This window comes from Bradyrhizobium mercantei (assembly GCF_001982635.1).
Taxonomy (GTDB): Bacteria; Pseudomonadota; Alphaproteobacteria; order Rhizobiales; family Xanthobacteraceae; genus Bradyrhizobium; species Bradyrhizobium mercantei.
In genome coordinates, this window is record NZ_MKFI01000005.1 from 361,453 (window position 1) to 380,436 (window position 18,984).

General features: G+C 65.8%; 16 protein-coding genes. 5 read left to right on the plus strand and 11 right to left on the minus strand.

Translation table 11 applies throughout. From position 1 onward, the window contains the following. Window positions 1–279: 279 nt before the first annotated feature. Window positions 280–1,194, minus strand: a complete 915-nt coding sequence (locus BI327_RS24380; protein ID WP_076863700.1) for a phosphoribosylaminoimidazolesuccinocarboxamide synthase — start codon at window positions 1,192–1,194, stop codon at window positions 280–282. A gap of 84 nt (window positions 1,195–1,278) precedes the next feature. Continuing rightward, a complete protein-coding gene (locus BI327_RS24385) occupies window positions 1,279–2,196 on the minus strand; it encodes a pirin family protein (RefSeq protein ID WP_076863702.1) in 918 nt (305 codons plus the stop codon). 270 nt (window positions 2,197–2,466) lie between these two features. Between BI327_RS24385 and BI327_RS24390 the strand changes: the two genes are divergently transcribed. The 4 genes from BI327_RS24390 to BI327_RS24405 all read left to right on the plus strand — a co-directional run bounded on the left by BI327_RS24390 (window position 2,467) and on the right by BI327_RS24405 (window position 6,441). After that, on the plus strand, window positions 2,467–3,042 hold the full coding sequence (locus BI327_RS24390) for a GNAT family N-acetyltransferase (RefSeq protein WP_076863704.1): 576 nt from the start codon (window positions 2,467–2,469) through the stop codon (window positions 3,040–3,042). A 53-nt stretch (window positions 3,043–3,095) separates the two neighbouring features. Continuing rightward, entirely contained in the window at window positions 3,096–4,157 is a 1,062-nt protein-coding gene (locus BI327_RS24395) for a helix-turn-helix domain-containing protein (protein ID WP_076863707.1), read from the plus strand. Between the two features lie 437 nt (window positions 4,158–4,594). Further along, complete coding sequence (locus BI327_RS24400; RefSeq protein WP_076863709.1) at window positions 4,595–6,022, plus strand: serine hydrolase domain-containing protein; 1,428 nt, start codon at window positions 4,595–4,597, stop codon at window positions 6,020–6,022. A 128-nt stretch (window positions 6,023–6,150) separates the two neighbouring features. Next, window positions 6,151–6,441, plus strand: coding sequence for a DUF1330 domain-containing protein (locus BI327_RS24405; RefSeq protein ID WP_076863711.1), 291 nt, complete (start codon window positions 6,151–6,153; stop codon window positions 6,439–6,441). Between the two features lie 189 nt (window positions 6,442–6,630). Here the strand turns inward: BI327_RS24405 and BI327_RS24410 are convergent, their stop codons facing one another. Continuing rightward, the gene (locus BI327_RS24410) at window positions 6,631–8,001 is read right to left on the minus strand and encodes an MmgE/PrpD family protein (RefSeq protein WP_076863713.1); all 1,371 of its coding nucleotides are present in this window, start codon (window positions 7,999–8,001) and stop codon (window positions 6,631–6,633) included. A gap of 132 nt (window positions 8,002–8,133) precedes the next feature. On the opposite strand from BI327_RS24410, the gene BI327_RS24415 reads away from it, so the two are divergent. Beyond that, complete coding sequence (locus BI327_RS24415) at window positions 8,134–9,273, plus strand: FUSC family protein (protein WP_076863715.1); 1,140 nt, start codon at window positions 8,134–8,136, stop codon at window positions 9,271–9,273. Between the two features lie 7 nt (window positions 9,274–9,280). Here BI327_RS24415 and BI327_RS24420 read toward each other — a convergent pair whose 3' ends face one another. The 8 genes from BI327_RS24420 to dnaN all read right to left on the minus strand — a co-directional run bounded on the left by BI327_RS24420 (window position 9,281) and on the right by dnaN (window position 18,779). Next, window positions 9,281–9,937, minus strand: coding sequence for a 2-hydroxychromene-2-carboxylate isomerase (locus BI327_RS24420; RefSeq protein ID WP_076863717.1), 657 nt, complete (start codon window positions 9,935–9,937; stop codon window positions 9,281–9,283). A 3-nt stretch (window positions 9,938–9,940) separates the two neighbouring features. Further along, the gene (locus BI327_RS24425) at window positions 9,941–10,414 is read right to left on the minus strand and encodes a DUF2867 domain-containing protein (protein WP_076863719.1); all 474 of its coding nucleotides are present in this window, start codon (window positions 10,412–10,414) and stop codon (window positions 9,941–9,943) included. Next, entirely contained in the window at window positions 10,411–11,808 is a 1,398-nt protein-coding gene (locus BI327_RS24430; protein WP_089025572.1) for an MATE family efflux transporter, read from the minus strand. Before BI327_RS24430 ends, BI327_RS24425 begins: the two co-directional genes overlap by 4 nt. Before the next feature lie 139 nt (window positions 11,809–11,947). Then, window positions 11,948–13,240 (minus strand): UDP-N-acetylglucosamine 1-carboxyvinyltransferase, encoded by a 1,293-nt coding sequence (gene murA / locus BI327_RS24435; protein WP_076863721.1) that lies wholly within the window; start codon window positions 13,238–13,240, stop codon window positions 11,948–11,950. Between the two features lie 219 nt (window positions 13,241–13,459). Beyond that, complete coding sequence (gyrB, locus tag BI327_RS24440; protein WP_076863723.1) at window positions 13,460–15,895, minus strand: DNA topoisomerase (ATP-hydrolyzing) subunit B; 2,436 nt, start codon at window positions 15,893–15,895, stop codon at window positions 13,460–13,462. A 229-nt stretch (window positions 15,896–16,124) separates the two neighbouring features. Continuing rightward, complete coding sequence (gene recF, locus BI327_RS24445) at window positions 16,125–17,261, minus strand: DNA replication/repair protein RecF (protein WP_076863725.1); 1,137 nt, start codon at window positions 17,259–17,261, stop codon at window positions 16,125–16,127. Window positions 17,262–17,308: 47 nt separating this feature from the next. Further along, a complete protein-coding gene (locus BI327_RS24450) occupies window positions 17,309–17,596 on the minus strand; it encodes a GIY-YIG nuclease family protein (protein WP_076863727.1) in 288 nt (95 codons plus the stop codon). A 64-nt stretch (window positions 17,597–17,660) separates the two neighbouring features. Beyond that, the gene (dnaN, locus tag BI327_RS24455; RefSeq protein ID WP_076863729.1) at window positions 17,661–18,779 is read right to left on the minus strand and encodes a DNA polymerase III subunit beta; all 1,119 of its coding nucleotides are present in this window, start codon (window positions 18,777–18,779) and stop codon (window positions 17,661–17,663) included. Window positions 18,780–18,984 lie beyond the last annotated feature (205 nt).

Here is an 18,984-nt window from a genome sequence, read left to right on the forward strand (position 1 = left end):
GGGCGCTCCCTGGGCTGTTCTTTTGTTGTGCCGGGAGAGTGACATCAGTGGCGAGGTGCGCGCAATCCCGCGACGGAAAGTGCAATTCCGTCAGGCGGGCAAAGGGAGACGCGCGTCCTTCTCTCCCCGTCATCCCGCGCAAAGGCTTCGCCTTGTAGCTGGAGGTGCGAGCGGAGCGAGCCTCGAAGGATGCACGGCCACCAGCGGGGCCGTCGACCCTTCGAGACGGCCGCGTTGCGGCCTCCTCAGGGTGACGGTGATGGGTTGGAAGGACCTCGGCTAAATCTTCAGCTCGCTTCCGGTCACGCGGCGATACGCCTCGAGATACCGCTTGCTCGTCGCATCCACCACGCTGTCCGGCAGCGGCGGGGCCGGGGCGTCGCCGTTCCAGCGGCCGGCGCGGCGCTCGACGTCGAGATAGTCGCGCAGCGGCTGCTTGTCGAAGCTCGGCTGCGGCTGGCCGGGCTTGTAGGCATCGACCGCCCAGAAGCGCGACGAATCCGGCGTCATCACCTCGTCGATCAGGATGATGCGGCCGTCCTGGTCGCGCCCGAATTCGAATTTCGTGTCCGCGATGATGATGCCGCGGGCGCGGCTGGTCTGCTCGCCATAGCCATAGACATCGCGCGCCATCTTCTCGAGCGTCGCGGCGACGTCGGGACCGACGATCTCGCGCACCCGCGCGACGGTGATGTTCTCGTCATGGCCGGCCTCGGCCTTGGTCGCCGGGCTGAAGATCGCGGGCTCGAGCTTCTGGCTCTCCACCAGGCCCGCCGCGAGCTTCTCGCCGGCAAGGGTGCCTTCGGCCGCGTATTCCTTCCAGGCGGAGCCGGAGATGTAGCCGCGGATCACGCATTCGATCGGAAACACCGTGGTCCGCTTGCACAGCATCGCGCGGCCGATGATGTCGGCGCGATGGTTCTTCAGCTCGGGCACCGCGCGGATGATCTCGTCGGCATCGGCGCTGATCATGTGGTGCGGCACGGTGCCTTCGAGCTGCCGGAACCACCAGGCGCTGATCTGGGTCAGCACCGCGCCCTTCATCGGAATGGTCTCCGCCATCACCACGTCGAATGCCGAGATGCGGTCGGTGGTGAGCAGCAGCACGCGATCGTCGCCGACGGCGTAGATATCGCGCACCTTGCCGCGGCCGATCCGGGGCAGGGGCAAATCGCTGGATAGCATCGCGGTCATGGCGTGGGTCTTTCTGGCTGGCTTCTCAAAGACGTACGCCCGCACACGAGGCGTGCGGGCGTACAGATTATTACAGGAATTAGCTCACTCCGGCAGCGGAATGAACTCGTGTTCGTGGGGAACCTGGGCGAAACGCCCGGTTTTCCAGTCCTGCTTGGCCTGCTCGATCCGCTCCTTCGAGGAGGAGACGAAATTCCACCAGATGTGGCGCGGCCCTTCCAGGGCGTCGCCGCCCAGGAACATCATCCGGGTCGGCCGCAGCGTCTTCACGGTGATGCGGTCGCCGGGCCGGAAGATCAGGAGCCGCGGCCCCTCATGGCGATCGCCCGCGATCTCGACCTCGCCGTCGACGAGATAGATCGCGCGCTCCTCGTGGTCGGGGTCCAGCGGAACCGAGGTGCCGGCCTGCGCGGTGACCTCGGTATAGAACCAGGGCGAGACCATGCTGACCGGCGAGGAGATGCCGAACGCCGAGCCCGCGATCACCCGCGCGGTGAAATCGCGCTCGGAGATCATCGGCAAATCGCCCGCGCCGTAGTGCTGGAACGAGGGCGCGATCTCCTCCTTGCCGGCAGGCAGCGCGATCCAGCTTTGCAGGCCCAGCATCTTCTGGCCGTCGCGGCGCTGCACGTCGGGGGTGCGCTCGGAATGCGCGATGCCGCGGCCCGCGGTCATCAGGTTCATCGCGCCGGGCTGGATCTCCTGGATGTTGCCCTCGCTGTCGCGGTGCATGATGCTGCCGTCGAACAGATAGGTGACGGTGGCAAGGCCGATATGCGGATGTGGCCGCACGTCCATGCCCTTGCCGGCGAGGTACTGCACCGGGCCGAAATGGTCGAAGAAGATGAACGGCCCGACCATCTGCCGCTTGCCGTGCGGCAGCGCGCGGCGCACCGCGAAGCCGTCGCCGAGATCGCGCGTGCGCGGCACGATGATCAGATCCAGCGCGTCGCAGGTCTTGGCGTCGCCGAGTTCGGGATCGGTCGAGGGCTGCCAGCTCATGGAAAGTCTCCTTCTCTTTTGACGCGATCGTACTCTCTATCCGTCGTCCCGGCCAAGCCAACGGGTCGGCGCGACGCGCCACCCGATGACAGGCTCCGCGCGAGCCGGGACCCATAACCACAAATGCTTATGTTACGAAGGCTGGGGACCCAGCCCTGCGTACCAGACGATAACGGTGGTTATGGGTCCCTGCTTTCGCAGGGACGACGATATGCTTTTGGCGCGTGCGCACGCGTGATAACAGAGCAATCTTGGAAACCGGAGCTGCCGATGGTTTCTCTGATCAGGCCCGGCGCAAAACTGTTGCAGGTCGATGGTCCCGTGATCGAGACCGCGCGCCTCATCCTGCGGCCGTGGCGCGCGTCCGATATCGCCGAGAATACGCGGATGCTGTCCGATCCCGAAACGGCGCGCTTCATCACGCCGGATCATCAGCCCATCACCTCGGAGCTGAAGGGCTGGCGCAACGCCGCCGTCATCTCCGGCCATTGGGCGCTGTATGGCTTCGGCATGTTCGCGGTCGAGGAGAAATCCTCCACCCGCTATATCGGCCGCGTCGGCCCGTATTGTCCGCCTGAGTGGCCGGGCTTCGAGGTCGGCTGGGGCATCGCCAGGGAGTGCCGCGGCAAGGGCTACGCGGTGGAGGCGGCGCGCGCCGCGATCGACTGGGTGTTCGCCACTTTCACCCTCGACCGCATCATCCACTGCATCGATCCGGCTAATGTGGCGTCGCAGGCCGTGGCGCGGCGGCTCGGGGCTGACAATGAGGGCCCGGGCAAGCTCGAGGGCGAGATCGTCGATATCTGGGTCACGACGCGCGAGCGCTGGCGCCGCGATCCGGCTTGAAAAACGCCGCCTGAGCGACGATTGTTCGGCGGACCCGGAGATCCTTTCGACCGATGACATTGGCCGCAACCGAACTCTGCCTGCGCGCCGCCGCCGTGACGCTGCTGCTGGTGCTTGCGGCCTCGATGTTTGCGGATTTCCGCAAGGTGCTGGCGGGGCGGCTCGTGATCGCCTTCGCGCTCGGCGCGGCCGCGCACGCTGTGACCGCGTCGATTGGCGCCGGGCCGCCGATCTCGATCTGGCACGCGCCGCTGATCGCGCTTGCGACCGGCGACATCGTGGTGTTCTGGCTGTTCACCCGCGCGCTGTTCGATGACGCCTTCGCCTTGCGCTGGTGGCACGGTCTGATCTGGATCGCGGTGGTCGCGTTCAGCTTCGTCAATTGCATGTGGATCGCGCCCGGCGGCCACGCGCAGGCGGCGATTACCACGGTCAATCTGCTGGTGCTGGTCTTCATCGCGCTTGCCGTGGCGCAGACCATCGGATCATGGTCGGCGGATCTGGTCGAGCGCCGCCGCCGTGTCCGTGTCTTCATCGTCGTGGCCTCTGCGCTGTACGGCGGCATGAACGCGCTGCTGCAGATCGCGTATGCCGGCAGCCGTATGACCGTGGAGTGGGCCAATTTGCTCAACATGGCCGTGCTCGCCGCCATAGTCGCTGGTATCACCTGGTCGATGATGCGTATCGACGGCGCCGATCTGTTCGCCGCGCCGGTCGAGCCCGTCATTGTCAATGCGCAGCCGGCCGCGATGGAAGAGGCCGCCGACCAGAAACTGGTCAATGCCCTGATGCGCCTGATGGCGGACGAGCGGATCTATCGCCAGGACAACGTCACCATCGGCACCTTGGCGACCCGGCTGAAGATTCCCGAATACCGGCTGCGGCGCCTGATCAACCAGCGGCTCGGCTACCGCAATTTCAACGTCTTCCTCAACAACCACCGTATCGAGGAAGCCAAGGCCGCGCTCGCCGATCCCGCCCAGGCCGAAGTCCCCGTCATCACCATCGCGATGGATGCCGGCTTCCAGTCCCTCGGCCCCTTCAACCGCGCCTTCAAGGCGACCACCGGCGTCACCCCGACGGAGTACCGGAAGCTGAAGGCGAGCGCGGCGTAAGGCACCGCTGATATGAAGGACGCACCGGCGGCAGGTCCTCCCTTAGGGGCCCGCGAGGGGTGCCTGCACGATTTCGGAATATTGGAAATATATTCCTGAGTTGCCCGATGTGTCAAGTTTGCCCTGTCGAACACCGGCAGCCGCCAGGTCCTTTGCATGGGGTTGTTTTCGATATTTTGGCGAGCACGCCTGCGGCGGCAGGGCAGTGTCGATGCCGTTGCGCCTCAAACCTCATATGCGATTGTCCGACTTGATGTGCGTCCCTCACCAGGGGGAAAGGCAAGCAGGCCCAGCCGGCGTTGTAATCACTGCACAATTCCAAAATCGGCGAGCCTCATCTAACCTTCGACCAGCCCGATTTCCAAATCCGGCGAGCCCTTTCGCCTCCGCTCCTGCTTCCTCCCGCCAACGCACTCTTGCATGCCCGGAGGACACAAGTGACCCGTCGAAAGCTCATTCTCATCCTCGCTGCCACGTCAGCCCTCGGCGCGCTGGGCTGGTCCGCCGCCCGCGCCCGGGACGTGCCGAAGGTGGCAACCGGATTTGTCGCCAACATCCTCTGCTCCGAAACCTTCGTCAGCGGCCTCGATCCGAGGCGCGATTTCACCGAGACCACCGAGGCGATGCCGGGGGTGGGCCTGATCACCTGGGCGATGGACACCGAGGTCGACCTCGACCGCAGGGATGTCACGGTGACGCTGTTCGGCGTCGGGCGCAGCCATGCGGTCTATCGCGAGGGGCTCGGCTGCACGCTCGATCATGGCGCGGCGCCGGCCGACGTCCCGCTGCCGCCGATGCAGCCGCAGGCCGCGCTGCTGCCCGAGATCGCCGGCCCCGCCATCGTCGCGCCGCAGACGCCGCAACTCGCCGCCGCGCTCGATCGCGCCTTCGCCGAGCCGGCTGAGCCGCCGTTCCGGCGCACCCGCGCGGTCGTCGTGATGAAGGACGGCCGCATCGTCGCCGAGCGCTATGCCGACGGCATCGGTGTCGACACGCCGCTGCTCGGCTTCTCCGCCACCAAATCGGTGATCTCGGCCCTGATCGGAATCCTGGTGCGCGACGGCAAGCTTGGGATTGATAAACCGGCGCCGGTCGTGGCCTGGCAGGATCGGAACGATCCGAGGCACGCGATCACGGTCGATCAGCTGTTGCGTCACACCGCGGGAATTGCGCTCGGCAGCTCGCTGCAAGCCTCGCTGATGTCCGCGCTCGAGCCGGTCAACCGGATGAAGTTCATGGAATCCGACATGGCCGCCTACGCCGAGAGCATTCCGCTCGAGACCGCGCCGGGCCAGGTGTGGAATTATCACGACGGCAATTTTCTTATCCTCTCGCATCTGATCCGCAATGCCGCCGGCGGCCGTGCCGCCGACGTGGTCCGCTTTGCGCACCGCGAATTGTTCGATCCGCTCGGTATGCACCATGTCGTGATGCAGTTCGACGCGGCGGGCACGCCGGAAGGATCGAGCGAGATGCTCGCGAGCGCGCGCGACTGGGCGCGGTTCGGCCAGCTCTACCTCAATGACGGCGTCGCCGGCGGCAAACGCATCCTGCCCGAAGGCTGGGTGAAATACTCGGCGTCGCCGACGCCGAACGCCTGGGTCGGTATCGGCGCGGGCTTCTGGACCAATCTCGGCGACAGCTTTGGCGCCAAATACCGCGTCGAGCACGGCATGCCGCGCGACGCCTTCTTCGCCAAGGGCACGATCGGGCAATATGTCGTGATCGTGCCGTCGCAGCGGCTCGTCATCGTGCGGCTCGGCCGCTCGCCGAATGTGCCGCCCGCGGCGGACGGCGTGTTCGATCTGGTTCGCGATGTGATGACGGCGACCGCCACAAGCGCACGGCTCGCGGGCGGCAGTTGACCGGCACGTCACACAATACCCGCGCGATCGTGAATTGAATCTCCGGCCGAGGAATTTTCTGATGTCGTGGCGCATCTCGCAGGAGGTGCGCCACCGTTTCTTGAAACGCGCGTCAGCAGGAGACCATCATGCCGAAAGCCTACTGGATCGTGCACGTCACGGTTCACGACGAAGCCCGCTATCCCGAATATCTCGCCGCGGCGATGCCGGTGTTTGAGAAATACGGCGCCAACTTCATCGTGCGCAATGGCCCGTATGAGGTGATGGAAGGCGCGACGCGCCAACGCAACTTCGTCATCGAGTTCAAGGATCGCGCCACCGCGATGGAATGCTACACCTGCCCCGACTATCAAGCCGCGAAAGCGATCCGGCAGAAATATTCGGACGGGGATTTCGTGATTATTGATGGGGCGGAGTAGGCTCCCGAGGACCATCCCCATCGTCGTCCTGGCGAAAGCCAGGACCCATTACCCCAAATCTCAATTGTTGCGGGACGCTGGGGCCGCAGCTCACGTTCACAACGCAACCCTGTGGTTATGGGTCCCTGCTTTCGCAGGGACGACGGCTGTGGGTGATGTGCGCAGCCTGCGCAGCAACGATAGATCCCTCTACTGCCGTCCCAGCTGCGTCGCCTTTTCCACGCGGTCAAACCGTTCCAGCGTCAGGATCGCGTCGGCGAGCTGGTCGGCGCGCTTGTCGAGCACCGGGCGGGCCAGCGTCAGGAACTTCTGCTGCATCGCCTGCGCGTCGGGAAACGAGGTCGGCTCGCCGGATGGATCGGCATAGAGGCGCTCATGCACGCCGTCATCGGTCGTGATCGAGACGCGGGCGCCGAACGGATGGGTGCGGCCGACCTCGAGCCGGTCGTCCTGCACCACGTCGAACTTGTCGGCGAGCGCGTCGATCGCCTTGTCGCCCAGCCGGTCGTAATCGTCCCAGCCGAAATGGCCCTGGTCGAGCGCGATCGCGCCGGTGAAGAACATCGAGAACTGGCCGCCGACCACCGAGGTCGGATGGCGCTTGGTGGCGGCATCTCCGGTCAGCGTGATGCCGTTGCGGTGCAGGCCGATCTCGACCCTTTTGATCTGGTCCGGGGTCAGATTGTGCTCGCGCCGCATCGCGATCAGTGCGTCGATCGCGGCATGGGTGTAGCGGCAGCTCGGATACGGCTTCACGCCGATCTTCAGCGTCTCGTAAGTGTGGCCCAAGTCCGCCACCGCCTTGTCCGGATGCGCGTCATCGGTATAGCCGACCAGCAGGCCATGCTTGCCCTCGACCGACTCGCTCGAACCGATGAAGTCGTTGCGCGCCAAGGTCGCTGCAATCACGCCGTTCATCGCGGCGGCGCCGACCTGGTAGCGCTTGTTCCAGGCGCCATTGACCAGGAATTGCAGCGAGCCGGCAGCCTGGCTGCCGGAGACGCCGAACGCGGAGATGATCTGCTCTTTCGACAGGCCGAACAGCTTGGCCGCGGCCGCGGCGGCGCCATAGGTGCCGGCGGTCGCGGTCGGGTGGAAGCCCTTGGCATAATGCGAGGTCGGGTCGAGCGCATTGCCGAGCCGGCAGCACACTTCATAGCCGGCGACGATCGCGGTCAGCACGTCGCGGCCGGAGGCGCCGACCATCTCGCCGACTGCGAACGCCGCTGGCACCACGGGTGCGCTCGGATGCAGCGAGGAATCGGCGTGGGTGTCGTCGAAGTCGAGCGAATGGCCGAGCGCGCCGTTGAGCAGCGCCGCCACGGCCGGCGTCCAGGTCTTGGAATCGCCGAACACGGTGGCCTCGCCCTTGCCGTCGAGCGCCAGCGCCTCCAGCATCTTCATCAGCGACGGGGTGGATTCCGCATCGCGGCGGGCGCGGATGGTGCTGCCCAGGAAATCCAGCGTCAAAACCTTGGCGCGCTCCAGCACCTCGGACGGAATGTCCTCGAATTTCAGGTCGGCGACATAGGCGGCGAGCGTTGCGGTTTCGTGGGCCATCGTGTTTCCTCAATTTTGCGGCGCAGGGTAGGCGGGCGGGTTTGGCCTTTCAAGCCACCTTGCCGCCGCGGGCAGCAGCCATGCTCGACGTGCTTTAACATAGGCGTTTCCATTGATTGCGGATCAGGGTGCATGAGGACCTTCGCAAAACGCATGTTCGACAAGCTCTGGACCCGCAAGACGCAGCTGGCGCTGGCGGTCCGGATCGCGTCCGCCGGCGTCGCGGCCTATACCGTCGCGCTGGCGCTCAACCTCATGCTACCGCTCTGGGCGGTGCTGACCTCGCTGATCGTGACCCAAATGAGCGTCGGCCGGTCATTGAAGGCGACCCGCGACTACATGCTCGGCACCATCGGCGGCGCCATCTATGGCGGCGCGATCGCGGTGCTGATCCCGCATTCCGGCGAGGGCAGCCTGCTGGCGCTGCTGGTGCTGGCGATCGTGCCGCTGGCCTTCATCGCCGCGCTCAATCCCAGCCTGAACTCGGCGACAGTGACGGCGGTGATCGTGCTGCTGCTGCCGACGATGCATCACTCCAACCCGCTGGATTCGGCGATCGACCGCGTGCTCGAGGTCACGGTCGGCGCGCTGACCGGCCTTGTGATCTCGTTCCTGGTGCTGCCGTCGCGCGCGGTCAGCCAGATCCGGGTCAATGCGTCGAAGCTGCTGGAATTGCTTTCGGCGGCGTTCGCCGAATTGCTCGCCGGCCTGACCCGCGGTCTCGACAACGACGCATTGCACCGGATCCAGGATGGCATCGGCACCGCGGTGACCAATCTGCACGCGACCGGCCTCGAGGCCGAGCGCGAGCGCTCGATGCATCTGTCGTCGGGACCGGACACCGGCCCGCTGCTGCGAACCATTCAGCGGCTGCGGCATGACGTCGTGATGATCGGGCGCGCCTGTGTCGTGCCGCTGCCGGCCGATATCCAGGCCAGGCTGGCGCGGCCGCTCGCCGAGGTCAGCAAGGCGATCGTCACCTACATGGTGGCGGTCGCGACCGCCCTGCGCGCCGGCAGCGGACCGGCCGATATGGCGCCGGTCGACGCGGCGCTGCATGCCTATAGCGAGGAGGTCGCCGCGGTTCGCAGGGATGGCCTGATCCGCGGCCTGCCGGTCGATGCCGCCGAACGCTTCTACGCGCTCGGCTTCTCGCTCGACCAGATGCGGCAGAACCTCAACGACCTCAAGCGCTGCCACGGCAATTGGTGCACCAACGGCGAGACTGCGGAGAAGATCGTCGCCGACGCACCGGAGAAGAGCGTGGCGTGATCTCCGGCTATGTCTTGCGGCGCGTCAGGCCCTTGCTCTCCATGCGCCAGATCAGGAGGTCGATGCGGTCCTGACCGAAGAACGGTTCGTTCTCGAAGACGAAGGTCGGCACGCCCCAATGGCCGGACGCGGCATGCGCGTCCTCATTGCCCTTGATGACCGCCTCATAGCGATCGGGATCGGCGGCGACGGCCGCATCCATTGCGGCGAGATCGAAGCCTGAGGCATCAGCCGCTTGCGCCAGATGATCGCCTTCGTTCCAGCCCTTCACCGAGCCATCCCACAGCACGCGGCTGATGGCCGAGGTGAATGCAAGCGATCGTCCCTCGAACTGGGCGGCGGCACCGAGCCGGGTCAGGCGATGGATGTAGGGCTGGTGCGCGGCGACGTCGAGCGTCGTCATGTCCTGCACAATCGGGTCCGGACGCGGAAAGCGGAACGGGATGTTCTCGTGCTCGGCGACGCGGCGGGAGTCGAGCACGACATAGCGGGCGAACTGCGGATTGGTCTTCTTGAAGAAGCCGGGCACGCGCACCGCCAGCGGATAGACCGGCCGCAGATTCACCTCGACGTCGTAGTCGGACACCATCCGCAACGTCTTCGGTAGCGCCAGATAGCTGTAGGGACTGCGAAACGAGAAGAACAGGTCGACCGCCAATGCCACGCGCTACTCTCCCACCTTGCGCAACATCGCCGGCACGATCAGCCGGTGGAACGGCATGATCACCGCGAGATAGGTGCGGCCGAGCCAGTTGTGGGTCAGCACCAGCGTGGTGGCGGTGATGTTGCGCGCAGCGCCGGTGCTGGTGACGTCGACCACCAGGCGGAAGTCGAGATGCTTGTCGTTGAAGCCGGCGACCAGCCGCTCGGGCGTCTCGCTGACCACGGGGAATAGTCCGATCATGTCGCGCCCCACGCCGTCGGCCGCGCCCGAGGTCTTCAGGCCGAGCGGCGTGACCAGAACGTTTCGCAAGGCAATCAGCCATTTGGCCCAGCGCGGCTGCTGGCCCAACATCGTCTCGGTGGCGTGCCGCGCATCGAGATCCGGTTGCGTGGTCGCGATCCGGAACGCGTCGATGAATTGCGCGCCGGTTAGCAGCGCGTCGGAATCCACGTTCGGCGTGACCTCGTCGACCCTCATCCAGCCAGTCTGCGTGCCAGCAGACGGAAACGCAAGACCAGGAGGGTCGCATAAACGGCAGTGCCGAGCGACAATCCGATCCAGACGCCGGGGGCATTGAACCCGGCCCAGAAGGCCAGCGCGGAGGCCGACGCGAAGCCGATCAGCCAATAGCTGATGACGGCGAACAGCAGCGGCACCTGGGTGTCGTTCATGCCGCGCAACGCGCCGGCGCTGGTGGTCTGCACGCCGTCGGCGATGAAGAAGGTCGCGCCGATCAGCAGCAGCGCCGCGGTGAGTTGCGCCGTGGCGTCGGAGGCCTCGCCGAGGAACAGCGCCGCGATCTCGAAGCGCGCCAGGATCACCGCGAGGGTCATGACGCTCATGAACACGCCGGAGAGCGCGATCGCGACAAAGCCGGCACGCTGCACTGCGTCGGTATCGCGGCGGCCGACGGCCTGGCCGACCCGCACGGTGGCCGCCATGCTGACGCCGAACGGCACCATGAACAAAATCGCCGCGATCTGCAGCGCGATCTGGTGCGCGGCCAGCGCCGTGGTGCTGATCAGCCCCATCAAGAGGCCGGCGGCACCGAACAGGCCGTATTCCAGCAGGAAGGCGATCGAGATCGGCGCGCCGACGGCGACGAGCTTGCCCATCAGCGGCCAGTCGATGCGCCAGACGCGGCTGAACACATGATACTTGCGGAACGGACGGCGCCGCGCCGCGAACCACACGCCGGCGAGGAAGGTGCCGAGATTGACGATCGTGGTCGCGAGCCCGGCGCCGAACATGCCGAGCTCGGGCATGCCCCATTTTCCGTAGAGCAACAAATAGACCATCAGTGCGTTGGCCGGGATCGCCGCCAGCGTGATCCACAGCACCGGCTCCGGCCGGTTCACCGCGCTCATGAAGCCGCGGAGCGCAATGAACCACAGCGCCGGCAGGATGCCCCAGGCCAGCCCGAACAGATATTGCTGCGCCAGATGCGCGGTGGCCTGGGTCTGGCCGAGCGCGAGCAGGATGCGCTCGCCGTGGAACGGCAGTGCCATCAACGGCAGCACCATGAAGAAACCGGCCCACAGGCCGACGCGGAGCGCGCGCCGCATCACCCGCGGGTCGCGCGCGCCGAATGCCTGCGCGGCCAGCGGCGAGACCGCCGACATCATGCCCATGCCGATGGTGAAGCTGACGAAATATACGGTATGCGCCAGCGCCGCGGCGGCGACGTTCTCGCTGCCGAGCCGGCCGATGAAGGCGAGGTCGGTCGTCATCATCGCGATCTGCCCGAGCTGCGTCAGCGCAAGCGGCACCGCGAGCTTCAGCGTTTCCGCGAGCTCGGCTGAGAGCAGCTTGCGAGAGGGGACGACGGCCGCGCGCGCCGCGACCGGATCGATCTTGTCGATGCAGGTCATGACGGCACGTCTAGCACGGCAAACTGGCCAGAAGGATGGCCGAACTGCCGAAACGCGACGATCTCACGCAGAGATCATCGCGTCCCGAACTGTCGTTGGAGCATGGCCCGACCGGATAAGCGTTTCACGTTTTCCCGGATCACGACCGGGCTGGTATCCGCTTGATCTTGGCGCCGAGCGCGTTGAGGCGTTCGTCGATCCGCTCATAGCCGCGCTCGATCTGGTCGGCATTGTTGATGGTGGAGGTGCCGTTGGCGCAAACCGCGGCCAGCAGCATCGCCATACCGGCGCGGATGTCGGGCGAGTTCATCGGCGCGCCGCGCAGCCGGCTCGGGCCGGCCACGATTGCGCGGTGCGGATCGCACAGCACGATGCGGCCACCCATCGCGATCAGATTATCGACGAAGAACATTCGCGACTCGAACATCTTCTCGTGCATCAGGATGACGCCGTCGCACTGCGTCGCGGTGACGATCGCGATCGACATCAGATCGGCCGGGAAGGCCGGCCAGGGCTGATCCTCGAGCTTCGGCACGTGACCGCCGAAATCATCGTGGATCTTCATGGTCTGGTTCGACGGCACGACGAGGTCGTCGCCCTCGACGCCGCAGACGATGCCGAGTCGCTCAAAGCCCATCCGGATCGAACGCAGATGCTCGACGCCGGCGCGCGCGATGCGCAGCGGCGAGCGCGTCACCGCGGCGAGCCCGATCAGCGATCCGACCTCGATATGGTCGGGCTGGATCGCGAAACTCGTGCTGCCGAGCGTCGCCGGCCCGTGCACGATGATGGTGTTGGTGCCGACGCCTTCGATCTTGGCGCCGAGCGCGATCAGGAAGTTGGCGAGGTCCTGCACATGCGGCTCGGAGGCCGCGTTGCGCAGATAGGTGGTGCCGCGGGCGGCGACGGCGGCGACCAGCGCATTCTCCGTCGCGGTCACGCTGGGTTCGTCGAGGAACACGTCGGCGCCCTTCAGGCGCGAGGCGCGGAATTCGAGCCGGTGCGTCGCGGTGACGGTGGCGCCAAGCTGCTCGAAGGCCAGGAAGTGCGTGTCGAGCCGGCGGCGGCCGATCACGTCGCCGCCGGGCGGCGGCAGCGCGACCTCGCCGCAGCGGGCGAGCAGCGGTCCTGCCAGCAGGATCGAGGCGCGGATGCGTGCGCACAGCGCCGGATCGAGATCGGCGGCGCGGATTTCCTTGGCATGGATCTGCAACGTGTTGCGCTCGGTCCATTCGGCGCTTGCGCCGACCGAACGGCACAGCTCGACCAGCGTCTCGGTGTCGCGGATACGCGGCACGTTGGTCAGCGTGACCGGATGTTCGGTGAGCAGGGCAGCGGCGATGATCGGCAGCGCAGAGTTCTTGTTGCCCGACGGCTCGATGGTGCCCGAAAGGCGGCGGCCGCCTTCGACGATGTATTGGATCGGCGGCACGCGGAATGTCCCCTAACGCATTCAGACTTGGATTCAAGCTCGGCCACGCAAAATTCCGTAACGGAATCAATGGCTGGCCGGCACCGTAACACAATTCCCGGCGCAGCATCCACCCGAAAGGTAGCCGCGCGACGGTGTCGATCGTGATGTCACGGAGACGTCATTCCCGCCGAGCCATCGCTTCGGAGAGCGCAGCGCGGCCTGAGAGCGAACGAGCCCTCAGACGTCGACGGTCGCGCTGAGCGAGTTTTCCTGGATGAAGTCGCGGCGCGGCTCGACCACGTCGCCCATCAGCTTGGTGAAGATATCGTCGGCCTCGTCGACCTCCTTGACCTTCACCTGCAGCAGCGAGCGGGCCTCGGTATCCAGCGTGGTCTCCCAAAGCTGTTCCGGGTTCATCTCGCCGAGACCTTTGTAGCGTTGCAGCGAGATGCCCTTGCGCGCGGCGTCGGTCACGGCCTCGAACAGGTCGACCGGACCATGGATCATCTGCTCGGCATCCTTGCGCCGCAACTTGCCGGCCCGCACGTAGATCTCTTGCAGCTTGGTCGCGTATTCATCGAGCTTGCGTGCATCGGCCGAGCCGAGGAAGGCGTCGTCGATCACAGCCACTTCCTTGACGCCGCGCACGGTGCGCTCGAACTGGAAGCCATGGCCTTCCGTGAAGGTGCCGATCCAGCCGCGCTCGACCTCTTCGGCCACAGCATCCAGCCGCTTGGCGATGTATTCCGCCGCCGAGTTGGCGGTGGCGATCTCGCTGGTGATCCGCGGGCTCAGCACGCCCGCGATCGCGGCCTGCTCGATGACCGCGCGATTGTAGCGGCTGTGCAGGTTGCGCAGCACGGAGCGGATGACCCGCGCGTCCTCGACCAGCGACAGCAGATCGCGGCCCGAGCGGTCGTCGCCGGAGGCCGGCTTGAACACGCATTCGTCGAGCCCGGTCGAGATCAGATAATCCTCGAGCGCGCGCTCGTCCTTCAGGTACTGCTCGGACTTGCCGCGCGAGACCTTATAGAGCGGCGGCTGGGCGATATAGAGATAGCCGCCGTCGATGATCGAGCGCATCTGGCGATAGAAGAAGGTCAGGAGCAGCGTGCGGATGTGGGCGCCGTCGACGTCGGCGTCGGTCATCACGATGATCTTGTGATAGCGCAGCTTGTCGACCGAGAAATCGTCGCTGATGCCGGTGCCGAGCGCGGTGATCAGCGTGCCGATCTGCTCGGACGACAGCATCTTGTCCGGGCGCACGCGCTCGACATTGAGGATCTTGCCGCGCAGCGGCAGCACCGCCTGGAATTCGCGGTTGCGGCCCTGCTTGGCGCTGCCGCCTGCAGAGTCGCCCTCGACGATGAACAGTTCGGATTTCGCCGGATCCTTCTCCTGGCAGTCGGCGAGCTTGCCGGGCAGCGAGGAGACGCTGAGCGGGTTCTTGCGCGTCAGCTCGCGCGCTTTTCGCGCAGCTTCACGGGCAGCGGCGGCCTGGATCACCTTGCCGACGATTTCCTTGGCTTCCTTCGGATTTTCCTCGAACCAGGCCTGGAGCGCTTCGTTGAGAACGTTCTCGACCACCGGGCGGACTTCCGAGGACACCAGCTTGTCCTTGGTCTGCGACGAGAATTTCGGATCGGGCACCTTCACCGATAGCACCGCGGTGAGGCCTTCGCGGCAGTCGTCGCCGGTCAGCGCAATCTTTTCCTTCTTCGCGTTGGCTTCGGCATAGCCGTTGACCTGGCGCGTCAGTGCGCCGCGGAAGCCGGCCAGATGGGTGCCGCCGTCGCGCTGCGGGATGTTGTTGGTGAAGCACAGCACGTTCTCGTGGTAGCTGTCGTTCCACCACAGCGCCGCTTCGACGCCGATGCCGTTGGCTTCGGAGCGCACCATGATCGGCGTCGGCACGATCGCCTTCTTGTTGCGGTCGAGATATTTGACGAATTCCTCGACGCCGCCCGAATAGTGCATCTCCTCGCGCTTCTCGACCGCGTGGCGCATGTCTGACAGCGCGATGTTGACGCCGGAATTGAGGAAGGCGAGCTCGCGCAGCCGGTGCTCGAGCGTCGCGAAATCATACTCGATGTTCTTGAAGGTCTCGGTCGAGGCGAGGAAGGTGACCTCGGTGCCGCGCTTGCCCGGGGCATCGCCGACCACCTTGAGCGGCGCCACGGCGTCGCCGTGCGCGAATTCGATGTAGTGCTCCTTGTCGTCGCGCCAGATTCGCAAGCTCAGCTTGCTGGACAGCGCGTTGACGACGGAGACGCCGACGCCGTGCAGGCCGCCGGAAACCTTGTAGGAGTTCTGGTCGAACTTTCCGCCGGCGTGCAGCTGGGTCATGATGACCTCGGCCGCCGACACGCCTTCTTCCTTGTGGATGTCGACCGGAATGCCGCGTCCGTCGTCGTACACGGTGACGGAATTGTCGGCATTGAGGGTAACCAGGACGCGGCTCGCATGCCCCGCCAGCGCCTCGTCGATCGCGTTATCGACGACCTCGTAGACCATGTGGTGCAGGCCGGACCCGTCGTCGGTATCGCCGATATACATGCCCGGCCGCTTGCGCACGGCATCGAGGCCCTTCAGCACCCGGATCGATCCCGCGTCATATTCGCCCGAAACGGGATGCTCAGATTCGGCAGGGGTCTGCCGGGCAGGTTCTGTCATGTGAGGCCTTCGAGGATGTCCCGAATCAGCTGCGCAATATGAGGCGCTGATTCCGCTATTTGTGCCACGAAAGAGGAGTTGCGCCTAGCGCAAAGTCTCTGTCTGCAAACTGTTGAATAGATGGGATTTTTTAGGCCTTTTTCAAGGTCTTCAGAGGCCGATTCCGGAGGTGTCGAAAAGCTCGATTCGGAGGTGGATTCGAGGCCGTTTTGGCACCTGCTCCGCGGCCTCAGCCGCGCCGTGTGGCACGGCCGGATTCGACGTCGAAAATCTCCCCTCGCGGACCGATGTCGGCGAAGGCGGCAGGGTCGGCGCCGGTCATCCAGACCTGCGCACCGAGCTTGGCGAGCTCCTCGAACAGCGCCTTGCGCCTATTGGGATCGAGATGCGCGACGACCTCGTCGAGCAGCAGCAGCGGCGCGATGCCGGTCATCTCCGCAACCATGGTGGCGTGCGCCAGCACCAGCCCGATCAACAGCGCCTTCTGCTCGCCGGTCGAGGCGTCGCGTGCCGGCATGTTCTTCGGCGCGTAGACCACCTGCAGGTCGGTCAGATGCGGCCCGTCGAGCGTGCGGCCGGCGGCGGCGTCGCGGGGGCGGCCGGCGCGCAGGATCTCGCGGTAGCGATCTTCCACGGCCGTGGCGGGTTCCTGGAGCAGCGCATTCTCCATCCAGCCGTCCAGCATGATCTCGGCGGACGGGAACGCCGACGCCGCGCCGCGCTCGCGCAGCATCATTGCGAGCCTGGCGGCGGTCTGGCCGCGCGATGCGGCGACCGCGACCGCGAGCTCCGCGGTCTCGCGCTCGATCGCATCACACCAATGGTCGTCATAGTTGCGCACCTCGAGCAGCCGGTTGCGCGAACGCAGCGAGCGCTCCAGGGCCGAGACCCGGCTGGAATGCCCGGGATCGATTGCCAGCACCAGGCGGTCGAAGAAGCGCCGCCGTTCCGACGCGGCCCCCATGAACAGGCCGTCCATCGCGGGCGTCAGCCACACGATGCGCAGATGGTCGCCGAAGGCGGTCGCGGAACCCACCGGCTCGCGATCGATGCGGCAACGCCGCGTGCCGCCCGCCTCGCCGGTCGGCGCGTCGATGCCGGTGCCGAGCGTGGCAAGGCCCAGCGCGCCCTCGACCTCGGCCGAGACCGCCCAGGAGCCGTCGCCCTGATTGTCGGCGATGTCCTCCAGCGTCGCGCGGCGCAGGCCGCGGCCCGGCGACAGAAACGAGACCGCTTCCATGCAATTGGTCTTGCCGGCGCCGTTCGGCCCGACCAGCACCACCATGTCGCCCGCGACCTGCAGCGTCGCCGTCCGGTAATTGCGGAAATGCGTCAGCGACAGGCGATGAATGCGGGACGGGGTCATATGTACTCTGTCATTGCCGGGCTTGACCCGGCAATCCATCGTCCGCATCAGCGGACAATTTCATCATATAGGTCGCGCCAGTCGGGATTTCCGGTAACGATCAGATCAATCTTCCACTCACGAGACCAGTGCTTGATATTCTTTTCGCGCTGAAGTGCGGCAGCGATGGTCTCGTGCGCCTCAAAATAGACGAGCGTCTTGATGCCGTACTTCTTGGTAAAGCCCTCTGCCAGACCTTCGCGATGCTCGTAGATGCGCCGGATCAGATTATTGGTCACGCCGACGTAAAGGGTTCCACCGGGCTTGCTGGCGAGGATGTATACCCAAAAGGTCATCTTATTGGATGGATGGCCGGGTCAAGCCCGGCCATGACGAGGGCAAACGTGGGCCCCGCATGCATCACACCCGCATCGGCATCAGCACGTAGAGCGCGCCCTTGCTGTCCTTGTCCTGCACCAGGGTCGGCGAGCCGGGATCGGCGAGCTTCAGCACCGCGACCTCGCCCTCGATCTGGGCGGCGATGTCGAGCAGATAGCGCGAGTTGAAGCCGATATCGAGCGCATCGGAGGCGTACTCGACCTCGATCTCTTCGGTGGCGCTGCCGGAATCCGGGTTGGTGACCGAGAGCACCAGCTTGCCCGCGGACAGCGCGAGCTTCACCGCGCGGCCGCGCTCGCTGGAAATGGTCGAGACGCGGTCGACGGCGGCCTCGAAATCCTTCTTGTCGACCACCAGTTCCTTGTCGTTGTTCTGCGGAATGACGCGGCCATAGTCCGGGAAGGTGCCGTCGATCAGCTTCGAGGTCAGCACCACATTGCCGAGCGTGAAGCGGATCTTGCCGTCCGACAGCTCGATCGAAATCTCGGCATCGTCGCCCTCGATCAGCCGCTGCACTTCGCCGACCGTCTTGCGCGGCACGATCACGCCGGGCATGCCGGTCGCGCCCTTCGGCAGTGCGAGGTCGATCTGGGCCAGGCGGTGGCCGTCGGTCGCAACGCCGCGCAGGGTCGCCGCCTTGGCGCTGCCGGCCGCGTGCAGGTAGATGCCGTTGAGGTAGTAACGGGTTTCCTCGGTCGAGATCGCAAACTGCGTGCGGTCGATCAGGCGCTTGATGTCGGACGCCGGCAGCGAGAACGAATGCGTCATGTCGCCGGCGGCAAGGCCGGGGAAATCGCTCTCGGGCAGCGTCTGCAGCGTGAAGCGCGAGCGGCCGGCGCGCACGGCGAGCACCGAGCGGTCGCCGTCGGCCTCGAGCACGATCTGCGAACCGTCGGGCAGCTTGCGGACGATGTCGTAGAACATGTGCGCGGGCACCGTGGTCGAGCCGGCGGTTCCGGTCTCGGCCGCCAAGGTCTCCGTCACCTCGAGATCGAGGTCGGTCGCCTTCAGCGACAATTTGGCGCCCTCGGCGCGGATCAACACGTTGCCGAGGATCGGGATGGTGTTGCGGCGCTCGACCACGCGGTGAACGTGACCCAGCGATTTCAGGAGTTGCGCGCGCTCGACGGTGACCTTCATTGCAATACCCGCCAGATCCCTCAGATGGAAAAGCCGGGCGGCCGTTCAGGGCAGCACCGCGGCATTGGAAACCCGAAAAGCCGGATCAATACCGGATTTGATCAAACCCACGGGGGGACCGCAAGGTGGCGCGGATGGGCGGCCGGTGCAAGGGACACGGGCCGGAAACGGGGACCGTTCCCCACGTTTTGGGTCGGAAAAAAGT